12 protein-coding genes are annotated in these 12,849 nt (G+C 67.2%); 5 read left to right on the plus strand and 7 right to left on the minus strand.

The window, feature by feature from the left end; translation table 11 throughout:
* Positions 1-64: 64 nt before the first annotated feature.
* Positions 65-274 (plus strand): cold-shock protein, encoded by a 210-nt coding sequence (locus tag HMPREF2914_RS14875; protein WP_003082372.1) that lies wholly within the window; start codon positions 65-67, stop codon positions 272-274.
* Positions 275-379: 105 nt separating this feature from the next.
* Here HMPREF2914_RS14875 and HMPREF2914_RS14880 read toward each other — a convergent pair whose 3' ends face one another.
* From HMPREF2914_RS14880 to ndvB, 4 genes are all read right to left on the minus strand, one after another.
* Positions 380-763 carry a hypothetical protein gene (locus HMPREF2914_RS14880; RefSeq protein ID WP_003082373.1) on the minus strand — a complete coding sequence of 128 codons (384 nt, stop codon included), beginning with the start codon at positions 761-763 and terminating at the stop codon, positions 380-382.
* A gap of 17 nt (positions 764-780) precedes the next feature.
* Positions 781-1,584 carry a putative RNA methyltransferase gene (locus HMPREF2914_RS14885; protein ID WP_003140543.1) on the minus strand — a complete coding sequence of 268 codons (804 nt, stop codon included), beginning with the start codon at positions 1,582-1,584 and terminating at the stop codon, positions 781-783.
* The gene (dapE, locus tag HMPREF2914_RS14890; protein WP_003082377.1) at positions 1,584-2,735 is read right to left on the minus strand and encodes a succinyl-diaminopimelate desuccinylase; all 1,152 of its coding nucleotides are present in this window, start codon (positions 2,733-2,735) and stop codon (positions 1,584-1,586) included. The genes HMPREF2914_RS14885 and dapE overlap by 1 nt, the downstream gene beginning before the upstream one ends.
* Positions 2,736-2,849: 114 nt before the next feature.
* Positions 2,850-5,459 carry a glycosyltransferase NdvB gene (ndvB, locus tag HMPREF2914_RS14895; protein ID WP_003140539.1) on the minus strand — a complete coding sequence of 870 codons (2,610 nt, stop codon included), beginning with the start codon at positions 5,457-5,459 and terminating at the stop codon, positions 2,850-2,852.
* Between the two features lie 211 nt (positions 5,460-5,670).
* On the opposite strand from ndvB, the gene tcdA reads away from it, so the two are divergent.
* Positions 5,671-6,483: a tRNA cyclic N6-threonylcarbamoyladenosine(37) synthase TcdA gene (tcdA, locus tag HMPREF2914_RS14900; protein ID WP_003086553.1), complete on the plus strand. Its 813-nt coding sequence runs from the start codon at positions 5,671-5,673 to the stop codon at positions 6,481-6,483.
* On the opposite strand, the gene HMPREF2914_RS14905 is transcribed toward tcdA, so the two are convergent.
* Positions 6,484-7,212: a 4'-phosphopantetheinyl transferase family protein gene (locus HMPREF2914_RS14905; protein WP_023092105.1), complete on the minus strand. Its 729-nt coding sequence runs from the start codon at positions 7,210-7,212 to the stop codon at positions 6,484-6,486.
* Positions 7,213-7,439: 227 nt separating this feature from the next.
* The gene (locus tag HMPREF2914_RS14910) at positions 7,440-8,228 is read right to left on the minus strand and encodes a dienelactone hydrolase family protein (protein ID WP_019486595.1); all 789 of its coding nucleotides are present in this window, start codon (positions 8,226-8,228) and stop codon (positions 7,440-7,442) included.
* Between the two features lie 175 nt (positions 8,229-8,403).
* On the opposite strand from HMPREF2914_RS14910, the gene HMPREF2914_RS14915 reads away from it, so the two are divergent.
* From HMPREF2914_RS14915 to HMPREF2914_RS14925, 3 genes are all read left to right on the plus strand, one after another.
* The gene (locus HMPREF2914_RS14915) at positions 8,404-9,075 is read left to right on the plus strand and encodes a polysaccharide lyase family 7 protein (RefSeq protein ID WP_019486594.1); all 672 of its coding nucleotides are present in this window, start codon (positions 8,404-8,406) and stop codon (positions 9,073-9,075) included.
* A gap of 499 nt (positions 9,076-9,574) precedes the next feature.
* The gene (locus HMPREF2914_RS14920) at positions 9,575-9,895 is read left to right on the plus strand and encodes a hypothetical protein (RefSeq protein WP_003082401.1); all 321 of its coding nucleotides are present in this window, start codon (positions 9,575-9,577) and stop codon (positions 9,893-9,895) included.
* Positions 9,896-9,972: 77 nt separating this feature from the next.
* Positions 9,973-12,030, plus strand: coding sequence for a lipoxygenase LoxA (locus HMPREF2914_RS14925; RefSeq protein ID WP_023092104.1), 2,058 nt, complete (start codon positions 9,973-9,975; stop codon positions 12,028-12,030).
* Between the two features lie 43 nt (positions 12,031-12,073).
* Here HMPREF2914_RS14925 and HMPREF2914_RS14930 read toward each other — a convergent pair whose 3' ends face one another.
* Positions 12,074-12,808 carry a TerC family protein gene (locus tag HMPREF2914_RS14930; protein WP_009315477.1) on the minus strand — a complete coding sequence of 245 codons (735 nt, stop codon included), beginning with the start codon at positions 12,806-12,808 and terminating at the stop codon, positions 12,074-12,076.
* Positions 12,809-12,849 lie beyond the last annotated feature (41 nt).

Consider the following 12,849-nt stretch of genomic DNA (forward strand, 5'->3'; position numbering starts at 1 on the left):
CCGTCGAAGTCTTCCCGGATTGGGAAGGCCACTTATAAAAAATTGCAAGTTGGAGAGTGTGGTAATGGCTGATCGTGAGGTCGGAACCGTCAAGTGGTTCAATGACGCCAAAGGTTATGGATTCATTCAACGCGATAGCGGTCCGGACGTGTTCGTTCACTACCGCGCCATCCGCGGCGAGGGTCACCGCTCCCTGGTGGAAGGCCAGAAAGTGGAATTCTCGGTGATCCAGGGCCAGAAAGGCCTGCAAGCGGAAGACGTCTCCAAGGTCTGATTCCCGCAAGCAAAAGCCCGTCGCGAGACGGGCTTTTGTCATCCAGCGCATCCACCCCGCCAGGCCCCCGTTGGGCGGCCCCTCGCAGCGCGGGGTTTTCGTCGTTCAGGCGGTGCGCCAGGTAATTTCCTCGACGCCCCCGGCGTCGACCCGCAGCCAGCGGTCGGCGTCCTCTTCGCCCTGGTTTTCCTCCCAGCCGCCCGGCGCGCAGCGGATCTCCACGCCGAGCGCGGCATGCGCGGCCCTGGCGCAGGCGAGGTCGTCGTCCCAGGGCGTGCTGTCGCTCTCCAAGAACAGGCTGTGCCACTTGCCCACCGCCTTCGGCAGCCAGGTGACGCGCACCGCACCGTGCTCGCCGCGGGCGGTGCACTTGAGGGTCTGGCCGTGCTCCTGCCATGGGCCGCAGGGCCCCAGCGCCTGTTCCAGCCAGGCGGCGACGGCCGCGTGCTCGGCGTCTTTCAGGTAGATCTCGATATCCGGTTGGCGCATGGGGTCCTCGGGGACGGTCAGTCGCGTTGCAGCCAATCGTAGCGCACCGCCACGCTGACTTCGAAGGGTTCGGCCAGGATTCGCGCGCGGCGCTCGGGGTTGACCCGCCAGCCGTGCGGGGTCATGGCCAGGAGGTTTTCCCGCGCGTCGTAGCTGTCCAGCGCCAGGCGGAACTCGAGGGTCTCGGTGTGGCGCAGGCTCAGTTGCGCGGGCAGGCCGGCGAGGTGCTTGTCGTCGGCGTAGTCGCGCACGTCGTCATAGAGCCGCTGGCGCAGTTCCAGCAGGTGCGCGCTGGCCGGGCCCAGGCGCAGTACGCCGCCGCCGGGGGCGAGGACGCGCACGGCTTCGTTCCAGTCGATCGGGCTGAACACGCTGGCGATCAGCTCGCAACTGGCGTCGGCTAGCGGCAGCCGGGCCATGCTCGCCACCAGCCAGGACAACTGCGGCGCGCGGCGGCAGGCGCGTTTCACCGCCTCGCGGGAGATATCCAGGGCGTAGCCCTCGGCGCCGGCCAGGGCTTCGCCGAGCCGGGCGCTGTAGTAGCCCTCGCCGCAGCCGATATCCAGCCAGCGTCGCGGCGCGCGTTCGACGGCCAGTTCGGCCAGGCGCCGGGCCAGCGGCGCGTAGTGGCCGGCGCCGAGGAACTGGCGACGGGCCTCGACCATGGCGGCGTTGTCGCCCGGATCGAGGCTTTTCTTATGCTGCACCGGCAGCAGGTTCAGGTAGCCCTGGCGGGCGCGGTCGAAGCGGTGCCCGGCGGGGCAGGCGACGCCGTTGTCGACCTCGCCCAGGGCGGCGGAGCAGAGCGGGCAGATCAGCATCAGGCGAGCAGCCTCACCAGGGTCTGGTAGTAGATTTCGGTGAGCAGCTCCAGGTCGCTGGCCAGGACCCGCTCGTTGACCTGGTGGATGGTGGCGTTGACCGGGCCGAGTTCGACCACCTGGGTGCCCATGGTGGCGATGAAGCGTCCGTCGGAGGTGCCGCCGCTGGTCGAGGGCTGGGTCTCGCGGCCGGTGACCGCCCTGATGCTGGCGGCCACCGCATCGAGCAGTTCGCCCGGCTCGGTGAGGAACGGCAGGCCGGACAGCGCCCATTCGACGTGCCAGTCCAGGCCGTGCTTGTCGAGGATCGCCTCGACGCGTTTCTGCAGGCCTTCGACGGTGGATTCGGTGGAGAAGCGGAAGTTGAACAGCGCGGTCAGTTCACCGGGGATGACGTTGGTGGCGCCGGTGCCGGAGTTCAGGTTGGAAACCTGGAAGCTGGTCGGCGGGAAGAAGGCATTGCCGTCGTCCCAGTGTTCCGCCGCCAGTTCGGCCAGCGCCGGGGCGGCCAGGTGGATCGGGTTCTTCGCCAGGTGCGGGTAGGCCACATGGCCCTGTACGCCGCGGATGGTCAGCTTGGCGCCAAGGGAGCCGCGGCGGCCGTTCTTCACCACGTCGCCGACCAGGCTGGTGCTCGACGGTTCGCCGACGATGCACCAGTCCAGGCGCTCGCCGCGTGCGGCGAGGCGTTCGACCACCGCCTTGGTGCCGTGGTGGGCCGGGCCTTCCTCGTCGCTGGTGATGAGGAAGGCGATGGCGCCCTTGTGCTCCGGGTGGTCGGCGACGAAGCGCTCGACGGCGACGATCATCGACGCCAGGCTGCCTTTCATGTCCGCCGCGCCGCGCCCGCAGAGCATGCCCTGGTCGTCGATCAGGGCGTCGAAGGGTTGGTGCTGCCAGGCCTGCAGCGGGCCGGTGGGCACCACGTCGGTGTGCCCGGCGAAGCACAGCACCGGGCCGTCGCCGCCGCGCCGTGCCCAGAAGTTGTCCACCTCCTCGATGCGCATCGGCTCCAGGGCGAAGCCGGCGGCTTCCAGGCGGCGCATCATCAGGGCCTGGCAGTCGGCGTCGAGGGGCGTGACGGAGGGGCGGCGGATCAACTCGCAGGCGAGTTCGAGGGTCGGCGAGAGACTCGGCGAAGAGGCGGTCATGGGGAGGGCATCCTGAGCGGGTCGAGCGGAAAGGGGGAATCTTAAAGCATAAACGTGGGCGAAGGGACGCCGTTTAGGCGAGCGGGGCCGGCCGTCCCGACGCCTCGCCCGACCTCAACCGCCGATCTGCTCGGCGCCGCCGGCCAGTTCCTCGCGCGGTTTCGGCAGCGACGAGAGCAAGGCCATGACCAGCGCCGCCAGGTAGGGCAACGATTGCACCAGGAGCATGGCGACCCAGATCAGCAGGTCGCGGCTCGGCACGCCCTGAACCGCCACGATGCCGGCCGCCGCGCCCCACAGCAGGAGCATCACGAAGACTTCCTCGCGGGCCTCCGCCAGGGCCACCAGCAGGCCGTGGCTGGAGCGCATCTTCGGCGTGCGGAAGAACGGGATGCCGCGGGTGACGAAGCCGTACAGCACCGCCTTGGCGATGGTGTGCGAGAGCGACAGGCCGGCGAGGGCGGCGAAGAACGAGTCGCGCAGGTCGACGCCGACGGTGCGCCGGTAGAGGAAGAGGATCTTGCCGACCTTGAAGGCGAACAGGGCCAGCGGCAGGATCGCGAAGATCAGCAGCGGCGGGTCGACGCGCTTGGGCACGATGATCATCGCCGCCGACCAGAGCAGCGCGCCGAGGGTGAAGAAGATGTTCAGGCCGTCGGCGATCCACGGCAGCCAGCCGGCCACGAAGTGGTAGCGCTGGCCGCGGGTCAGGCGGCTGCCGTCGGGACCGCGGCCGCGCAGCAGGGCGTCGGTATGCCGCTTCATGATCTGGATCGCGCCGTAGGCCCAGCGGAAGCGCTGCTTCTTGAAGTCGATGAAGGTATCGGGCATCACCCCCTTGCCGTAGCTGCGCTCGAAGTAGGCGGCCGACAGGCCCTTCTCGAACACCCGCAGGCCCAGCTCGGCGTCTTCGGTGATGCACCATTCCGGCCATCTCAGCTCGTCCAGCACGCTGCGCCGGATCATGGTCATGGTGCCGTGCTCGATGATCGCGTCGCGGTCGTTGCGGGTGACCATGCCGATGTGGAAGAAGCCCTTGTACTCGGCGTAGCAGAGCCGCTTGAAGGCGCTCTCGTGCTGGTCGCGGTAGTCCTGCGGCGACTGCACCACGGCGATCCGCGGGTCGCCGAAGTGCGGCACCATGTGCCTGAGCCAGTCGGGGTCGACGCAGTAGTCGGCGTCGATCACCGCGACCACCTCGACGTCCGCCGCCACGTGGCCCAGGGCGAAGTTCAGCGCGCCGGCCTTGAAGCCTTCCAGCGGGGCGACGTGGAAGAAGCGGAAGCGCTCGCCCAGGCGCGCGCAGTGCGCCTCGACCGGCTGCCAGACGGCCGGGTCGCGGGTGTTGTTGTCGATCACCAGGACTTCGTAGTCCGGGTAGTCGAGGCGGGCAAGGGCGTCGAGGGTCTGCTTCAGCAGTTCCGGCGGCTCGTTGTAGCAGGGTACGTGGATCGACACTTTGGGCCGATAGGCCTGCGCGGCGGTGATCGGCAGGAATGGCCGGCGCCGCTTGCGCGTCCAGACCGCCTCGGCCAGCTCGTGGGCCTCGGTGAACAGCACGATGACCACCCCCAGCGCGCCGACGCCCAGCAACGCGCCGACGGTCAGGCTGAACCAGGTGCTGTACTGCTGGCTGTAGTCGTAGGCGATCCACACCAGCACCGAGGCGCAGGCGAACGAGACCACGGCGAGGAAGGTCCTCCCGCGCTGGCGCAGCGAGGAACTGTCGATCAGCAGCAGGGTGAAGGCGAGTACCGCGAGTACCGCCGAGGCGATGGCCAGGGCGCGCCACTTGGGAATCGGCACCACCGGCCCGGTGAAGTTGAACTTGGCCTTGCGGTCGGCGTTGTAGACGCCCCAGTAGGCGCCCACCGAGCCTTCGGCGCTGACCTTCCAGGGCTGGTCGAAGGCTTCGATGACGAAGTAGCTGTAGCCTTCGCCGTTGAGCGCGTTGGTCAGGCGCCGCAGGTAGATGGCCTGGTCCGCGGGTGTCGCCTCGGCGCTGCCGCGCATGCGCCCGTTGCTCGGCCAGCCGACCTCGGCGAGCAGCAGCGGCTTCCTCGGGAAGGCGGCCTTGAGTTCGCGCGCGCGTTCGAGCACGAAGTCCACCGCGTCGGCCACCGGCGTAGCCTCCCAGTAGGGCAGGACGTGGGCGGCGATCAGGTCGACGTGTTGCGCCAGTTCCGGGTGTTCGCGGTAGACGTGCCACTGTTCGGCGGTGGTCACCGGAACCTTGACCGCCGCGCGGACCCGGTCGAGGTAGGCGATCAACTGTTCCGCCGTCACCTCGCGGCGGAACAGCGCCTCGTTGCCGACTATCACCCGCACCACGCTCGGCGACTCGTTGGCGATGCGGATGGCGCGGGCGATCTCGGCCTCGTTGCCGGCCAGGTCCGGGCCGAGCCAGATGCCCAGGCTGACGCGCAGGCCGAACGCCTCGGCCAGCGCCGGGATGTCGCCGAGCGCGCCCTGGACCGAATAGGTGCGGATGCTGTGGGTGTGCCGGGCGACCAGTTCCAGGTCGGCGCGCATCTGTTCGGCGCTGGGGTAGCGGCCGCTCTGCGGATTCTGGTTGAGGCGGAACGGCGAGAAGGAGAAGCCGGAGATGCGTTCCGGCCAGTCCGGTACGCTGACCGGACGGTTGTACAGGGCCCAGATGCCGGTGAAGAGGGCGGCCAGGGCGACGATTACCACCAGGTTGAGCCCGATCTTGCGTGAAGACATAGAGATGAAACCAGGTTCCGGATGTTTCGCTGAACACGGGGCGGCGGATGCTACCCCGCACCCCCCGGGGTGTACAGGCGCCGGGCCGGCGGGTCTGTTGCAAGTCTAGTCCGGCCTGCGCGACGAGCCGTAAGAACGCAGGCGACGCGGCGGCCGCGGCTTTTTATAATGCGCGCGGCAATCCGCGATTCGGTTTCAGAGGTGGTTGGTGATGCAGGTGGATGAACAGCGCTTCGGCGGTATCGGCCGGTTGTACGGTCGCGAGGGGCTGCAACGCCTGGCCGATAGCCACGTCGCGGTGGTCGGCATCGGCGGGGTCGGTTCCTGGGCGGCGGAAGCGCTGGCCCGCAGCGGCGTCGGCGAGATTTCCCTGTTCGACCTCGATGATGTCTGCGTGACCAACACCAACCGCCAGGTGCATGCCATCGAAGGCTCGGTGGGCAAGGCCAAGGTCGAGGTGATGGCGGCGCGCATCCGGGCCATCAACCCGGCCTGCCGGGTCCACGCGGTGGCCGATTTCGTCACCCGCGAGACCATGGCCGAGTACATCGTCGACTTCGACTACCTGATCGACTGCATCGACAGCGTGGCCGCCAAGGCCGCGCTGATCGCCTGGTGCAAGCGGCGCAAGATCCCGGTGATCACCACCGGCGGCGCCGGTGGCCAGGTCGACCCGACGCAGATCCAGGTCGCCGACCTGAACAAGACCTTCAACGACCCGCTGGCGGCCAAGGTGCGTTCCACCCTGCGCCGCGACTACAACTTCTCGCGCACGCCGGGGCGCACCTACAGCGTGCCCTGCGTGTTCTCCAGCGAGCAGCTGCGCTACCCGAAGCCGGACGGCACGGTGTGCCAGTCGAAGAGTTTCGTCGGCGAAGGGGTGAAGCTGGACTGCGCCGGCGGCTTCGGTGCAGTGATGATGGTCACCGCCACCTTCGGCATGGTCGCCGCCGCCCGCGCCGTCGAGCGCCTGGCGGAAGGCCGCGCGCTGCGGCCGTCGCGGCGCACGCCGGGGAACGCCTGATCAGGCGCCGACCGCCACCAGGCTGAGCAGGCGTTCGTCGAGCACGGCGAACTGGGCATCCAGCTCGCTGCCGTGGCGCCACTCCGGCGACAGGTCGGTGAGCAGGCGCAGCCGGGCCTGGCCGTCGGCGCGCCATTCCAGCAGTTCCGCATGTTCGAAGTAGAAGCGCTTGCCCACCAGCGGATAGAGCGCCTTGAACAGGCTTTCCTTCAGCGAGAACGCCAGGGTCACCAGCAGGCCGGTGCGTCGCTCCAGGTCGTCGGCGAAGCGCAGGCGCTCGCCTTCGGTGAGGATCTCGCCATGCAGGTAGCGCGCCCGTTCGGCTTCGAGCAGGGTTTCCACGTCCAGGCCGAGCCCGCGCCAGTCGCCGCGCGCCGCCACCAGGGCGGCGGCCCAGCGGTCGCCATGGGTGATCGAGCCGCTGATCGCGGCCGGCCAGACCGGTGCGCGGTCCTCGCCGACGGCCGGCGTCTGGGCGCGGCCATCGAGGGCGAACAGGGCGGCGCGTGCGCAGAGGCGCCCGGCGAGGAACTCGGCCTGGCGCTTGGCCACTGCGCGGAGGATGTTCGCCGGCGGCTGGATGCCGGCCAGGGCGAAGTCGCCGGGTTGCAGCAGCGCCGGGTCGAAGCGGGTGCTGCGCAGTTGCACGCCGGGCAGCGCGAGGGGCAGCGGCCAGCGGTCGTCCAGCGGGGTGCAGAAGGAGGGGAGACGGTCGTTCATGGCGCGCATTGTGCCGGTTCCCGACGTGGCCCACCAGTCACGCGACGCTTACACAAGATTGCAAAAGCGCAACAAAGGAAAACGGACCGCAAGGCCCGGTTTTGACAGACTGCGCCGCGCATTCCAGTGGAATGCAGGTGAGGTTGTTTGTTGATGACGGGATACTGTCCTGTCTCGACCTTTCAAGACGGGAGTCCCTCCGGGGACTCCCGTTTTTTTATGCGTCGGCGCTGGGTTCAACCCTGCCCGAAGATGTCCTTGAGGAACGCCTGCAGGTCTGCCCAGGAGCGTCGGTCGGCCTGGCGGTCGTAGCCGATGTCCAGGCCGTGGCCCTTGTGCGCGTCGGCGTCGGGGTTGGTGAAGCCGTGTTTGGCGCCGTCCTGGATCACCACCCGGTAGTCGGCGCCGGCGGCGCTCAGTTCCTGTTTCAGGGCGTCGAGGTCCTTGGCCGGGACCAGGCTGTCGGCGCTGCCGTGCTCCACCAGGATCTTCGCCTTGACGCTGCCCTTGCTGGCCGGGGTGGCGGTGCCGAGGGCGCCGTGGAAGCTCGCCACGCCGGCCAGCGGCAGGCCCTGGCGGGCCATGTCGAGGACGATCTTGCCGCCGAAGCAGTAGCCGATCGCGGCGATCTGGCTGGGATCGGTCTGCGGTTGCCGCTTCAGCAGTTCCAGGCCGGCGAGGAAGCGCGCCTTGGCGGCGTCGGCATCCCGGGTCGCGGCCTGCATGAAGGTCATCGCGTCCTGCGGGTGCTCGGTGTGCTTGCCTTCGCCGTACATGTCGATGGCCAGGGCGCTGTAGCCGAGTTCGGCGAGGTCGCGGGCGCGGCGCTTGGCATAGTCGTTGAGCCCCCACCATTCGTGGACCACGATGACCCCAGGGCGGATCCCCGGCTTGCTGTCGTCGTAGGCGAAATAGCCGACCATGCGCGTGCCGTCTGCGCTCCGGTAAGGCATCTCGCGGGTCTGGATAGCGGCCTGGGCGCTGGCGGCGCAGGCGATGAGCAGCAGGGCGCAGAACAGGCGCATGGCATCTCTCCGTGAAAGGGTCCCCGATCAAGATAGACGCTTGTGCGCGGGACGCGGGGAAAACCCTCGGTGCCGGCCTTGCGCCGCTCAAACGTGGGCCATTCGGCCAGGCAAAGGGTGCGCCGCTCATCTACCCTATGGGCGAGTCCCTTCCCCTCGCTAGGACACCGTCTGGATGCCTGACCTGAGTACCTGGAACCTGACCATTCCCCAGGGCCGCCCGGCCATCACCATCTCCACCAGCCAATTGCAGCGCGACTACCGCAGCGACTATTTCCAGCGCACCGCCGACGGCATTCGCTTCTGGGTGCCGGTCAACGGCAGCCACACGCGCAACAGCGAGTTTCCGCGCAGCGAGTTGCGCGAGACCTTGTCCAGCGGCAGGCCCTACAACTGGCGTTACGCCAGGGCCGACAACTGGCTGGAGGCGACCCTGAGCATCGAGGCGGTGCCCTCGACCCGGCGCATGATCATCGGCCAGATCCACAGCGATGGCAGCAATAGCGGCCAGGCCGCGCCTCTGGTGAAGCTGCTCTACCAGTTGCGGCTCGACCAGGGGCGGGTCCAGGCGCTGGTCCGCGAGCGGCCGGACGATGGCGGGACCAGGGCCTACACGCTGATGGACGGGATTCCTCTCGGCCAGTCGTTCAGCTACCGCATCGGCGTGTCTCGCAGCGGATTGCTCAGCGTGTCGGTGAATGGCAGCGCCCTGGAGCAGCAACTGGACCCGCAGTGGGCCTACCAGGGCCTCTATTTCAAGGCCGGACTCTATCTACAGGACAACCGCGGGCCGTCCAGCGAGGGCGGGCGGGCGACGTTCAGCGAGCTGCGCGTTAGCCATCAATGAGCGGTCGAGGCGTCTGCGCCGCGGACTGCGCGTTGCCGTGGCATTTTGCAACTGCCAGATCTGGCAGGCGCGGAAGAGAGGAAACCGGGCGCGGGAAAAAATATCCGTATCGTTCCAAGGGGAAATAGGTCTCACGATCCGCTGATTCTGGTACTTCAGTACATGAAATCGCCTTGGCGGATCGCCCCGAATAAATGCCACGTTCTGCGCAACGCCCTGCCGGGTTTGCACAATGGGTCGAGGCCTGGCGGGATAAAATCGGCTATTGCCGTTGTCCGGCGTAGTTCTTTGCAAGTCAAAAGTTTGCCGTCAATAATTATTGTGGATAACTATTGTTTCAGGCTTTTCCTGTCAACTGTGCGAAGCGTCAGCTTATTGCCGATTTTCCCTCTCGCTATTGCTTTCTCCACGTTCCGAAGAAGTTCGGACGTACAGGTTTCTTTGCTGTTTTCAGCGAGAACCATTCGTTTCGATCATTTGAATACGTGGAGATTCAGACATGAAAAATCAGGTGAATGCCCTGGCGGTTCTAAGTGTGGGTGAAATCGAACAAGTTTCTGGCGCCGGGACTTTCCTGGGCGATGCCATCATCAATGGCGTCTACGCGGCCAACTCCTTCCTGAACTCGCCGCTGTTCTCCAGCATCGGCAACGCGGCCAGCGCCATCGGCCTCAACCGTACCCACGAGCTGGTCGACCTGCTGGCCTTCCAGGTGCCTTCGGTGGCGGCGATCACCGTCGGCAAGATTCTCGGCGGGACCGACAACCACAATGTTCCGTTGCATTACAACAAGGAAAGCGGCGAAGGGCTTTACAGCTGATCGCAACCTGTTGAAAGAGCGATTCGATGCTCAGGCATCGAGTCGTTCCTGGTTAATGCATTGATGGAGTCGATGATATGAAACGCAGGAGTGTGCTCTTGTCGGGTGTCGCCCTGAGTGGAACCGCACTGGCCAATGACTCGATATTCTTTTCGCCCTTGAAATACCTCGGGGCGGAACAACAGCGATCTATCGATGCCTCGCGAAGTTTGCTGGACAACCTGATTCCGCCGAGTTTGCCGCAATATGACAACCTGGCCGGAAAGTTGGCGCGGCGTGCGGTATTGACCAGCAAGAAACTGGTATATGTCTGGACCGAGAACTTCGCCAATGTCAAAGGCGTGCCGATGGCCCGCTCGGTGCCGCTGGGCGAGTTGCCGAATGTCGACTGGCTGTTGAAGACCGCCGGGGTGATCGTCGAGCTGATCGTCAATTTCGTCGCCTCGTTGCCGGCGTCGGCCGCCGCGCAGTTCGAGCGGATCGCCGCCGGGCTCAGCGGCGATCTGGAAGCGGCGCGCCAGGTCCACGAGGCGTTGCTGGAGGAGGCGAAGAACGATCCGGCCGCGGCCGGCAGCCTGCTGCTGCGCTTCACGGAATTGCAGACGCGGGTGATCGCCTTGCTGACGCGGGTCGGCCTGCTGGTCGACGACATCCTCAAGAGCGCCAGCAACCTGGTTACCCAGGGTGGACAGGGCGACGGCCTGAATCGCTTCCGCGCGGTGTTCGGCACCCTGCGCCTGCCGGAGGTCGCCGACAGCTTCCGTGACGACGAAGCGTTCGCCTACTGGCGGGTGGCCGGGCCTAATCCGCTGCTGATCCGCCGCGTCGATGCGCTGCCGGCCAACTTTCCGCTGGGCGAAGAGCAGTTCCGCCGGGTGATGGGCGCCGACGACAGCTTGCTGGAGGCCGCCGCCAGCCGCCGCCTGTACCTGCTGGACTACGCCGAGCTGGGCAAGCTGGCGCCGTCGGGAGCGGTGGACAAACTGCTCACCGGGACGGGCTTCGCCTATGCGCCGATCGCCCTGTTCGCCCTTGGCAAGGATCGGGCGAGGCTATTGCCGGTGGCCATCCAGTGCGGCCAGGACCCCGCTACCCATCCGATGTTCGTGCGTCCCGCCGAGTCGGAGAGTGATCTGTACTGGGGTTGGCAGATGGCCAAGACGGTGGTCCAGGTCGCCGAGGAGAACTACCACGAGATGTTCGTCCACCTGGCCCAGACCCACCTGGTGAGCGAGGCGTTCTGCCTGGCCACCCAGCGCACCCTGGCGCCCAGCCATCCGCTGCACGTCCTGCTCGCCCCGCACTTCGAGGGCACCCTGTTCATCAACGAGGGGGCGGCGCGGATCCTGTTGCCCAGCGCGGGCTTCATCGACGTGATGTTCGCCGCGCCGATCCAGGACACCCAGGCCACCGCCGGCGGCAACCGGCTGGGGTTCGACTTCTACCGCGGCATGTTGCCGGAGAGCCTGAAGGCGCGGAACGTCGACGACCCGGCCGCGTTACCGGACTACCCCTACCGCGACGACGGCCTGCTGGTGTGGAATGCGATCCGCCAGTGGGCGGCCGACTACGTGGCGGTGTACTACGCCAGCGACGGCGACGTCATCGGTGACGTCGAACTGGCGGCCTGGGTCGGCGAAGTGATCGGCAGCGGCAAGGTGGCCGGGCTCCGCCCGATCACCGGTCGCAGCCAACTGGTCGAGGTGCTGACCATGGTGATCTTCACCGCCTCCGCGCAGCATGCGGCGGTCAATTTTCCCCAGCCTTCGATGATGACCTACGCGCCAGCGATCTGCGCCATGAGCGCGGCGCCGGCACCGGACTCGCCGAGCGGCAAGAGCGAGGCCGACTGGTTGAAGATGATGCCGCCGACCCTGGTGGCGCTGGAGAAGGTGAACATCTATCACCTGCTCGGTTCGGTCTACCACGGTCGCCTCGGCGACTACCGGCAGACCGGGTTCCCCTACGCGCCGGTGTTCTCGGACAGGCGGGTGACCGCCAGCGGCGGCCCGCTGGAGCGCTTCCAGGCACGTCTGAAAGAGATCGAGGCGACCATTCGCACGCGCAACCAGGCGCGCCGCAGGCCCTACGAGTACCTGTTGCCGAGCCGGATCCCGGCGAGCACCAATATCTGAGACGGAGAAAGAGGACGGGGCGCCCCTGGGCGCCCCGTCGCTCTTAGCGGCCTTCGCTTTCGGCGGCGGCCGTCGGCGCGGCATGCCGCTGCTTCAACTGGCGGCGCGCCAGGAGGCTACCGAGGAGGATCACGAACAGCGCGCCGAAGGCCGCCGCACCGTAGTGCAGGTAGGAATCCCATTGCGCGTAGGGCGCCAGCCAGGGTTTCAGCGCGCTGTCGGTGAGCAGCATGCCGCCGGCGATCCAGCCGAGCAGGCCGCCGCCGAAGAGGATGATCAGCGGGAAGCGGTCGATCAGGCGCAGGATCAGCTGGCTGCCCCAGACGATGATCGGGATGCTGATCAGCACGCCCAGGGAGACCAGGAAGAAATCCCCGGCCGAGGCGGCGGACAGGGCGATGACGTTGTCCAGGCTCATCACCGCGTCGGCGATGATGATGGTCTTGATCGCGCCGAGCAGGTGGGTGCTGCCCTTGATGTCGTCGCCGTCCTCCTCCTCCGGCAGCAGCAGCTTGATGCCGATCCACAGCAGCAGGAGCGCGCCGATCGCCTTGAGGTAGGGCAGGTCGAGCAGGTGCAGGGCGAAGAACAGCAGCAGGATGCGGATCAGGATGGCGCCGGCGACGCCGCCGAAGATCGCCTGCTTGCGCCGGTGCGCCGGCAGGTGCCGGCAGGCGAGGGCGATGACTACGGCATTGTCGCCGCCCAGGAGGATATCGATGGCGACGATCTGCAGCAGGGCTGTCCAGAACGTCGGGTCGCTCAACCAGTGGATCAAGGTTGTACTCCGAAACGTGTAGTGAGGGTGGAAAGCCCGGG

The sequence above is a fragment of the Pseudomonas sp. HMSC067G02 genome (assembly GCF_001813485.1).
Taxonomy (GTDB): domain Bacteria; phylum Pseudomonadota; class Gammaproteobacteria; order Pseudomonadales; family Pseudomonadaceae; genus Pseudomonas; species Pseudomonas aeruginosa.

What these genes read in the sequence shown, in the direction of transcription:
- HMPREF2914_RS14875 (WP_003082372.1), top strand. Translation starts at nt 65, where the DNA reads ATGGCTGATCGTGAGGTCGGAACCGTCAAGTGGTTCAATGACGCCAAA.
- HMPREF2914_RS14880 (WP_003082373.1), bottom strand. Translation starts at nt 763, where the DNA reads ATGCGCCAACCGGATATCGAGATCTACCTGAAAGACGCCGAGCACGCG.
- HMPREF2914_RS14885 (WP_003140543.1), bottom strand. Translation starts at nt 1,584, where the DNA reads ATGCTGATCTGCCCGCTCTGCTCCGCCGCCCTGGGCGAGGTCGACAAC.
- dapE (WP_003082377.1), bottom strand. Translation starts at nt 2,735, where the DNA reads ATGACCGCCTCTTCGCCGAGTCTCTCGCCGACCCTCGAACTCGCCTGC.
- ndvB (WP_003140539.1), bottom strand. Translation starts at nt 5,459, where the DNA reads ATGTCTTCACGCAAGATCGGGCTCAACCTGGTGGTAATCGTCGCCCTG.
- tcdA (WP_003086553.1), top strand. Translation starts at nt 5,671, where the DNA reads ATGCAGGTGGATGAACAGCGCTTCGGCGGTATCGGCCGGTTGTACGGT.
- HMPREF2914_RS14905 (WP_023092105.1), bottom strand. Translation starts at nt 7,212, where the DNA reads ATGCGCGCCATGAACGACCGTCTCCCCTCCTTCTGCACCCCGCTGGAC.
- HMPREF2914_RS14910 (WP_019486595.1), bottom strand. Translation starts at nt 8,228, where the DNA reads ATGCGCCTGTTCTGCGCCCTGCTGCTCATCGCCTGCGCCGCCAGCGCC.
- HMPREF2914_RS14915 (WP_019486594.1), top strand. Translation starts at nt 8,404, where the DNA reads ATGCCTGACCTGAGTACCTGGAACCTGACCATTCCCCAGGGCCGCCCG.
- HMPREF2914_RS14920 (WP_003082401.1), top strand. Translation starts at nt 9,575, where the DNA reads ATGAAAAATCAGGTGAATGCCCTGGCGGTTCTAAGTGTGGGTGAAATC.
- HMPREF2914_RS14925 (WP_023092104.1), top strand. Translation starts at nt 9,973, where the DNA reads ATGAAACGCAGGAGTGTGCTCTTGTCGGGTGTCGCCCTGAGTGGAACC.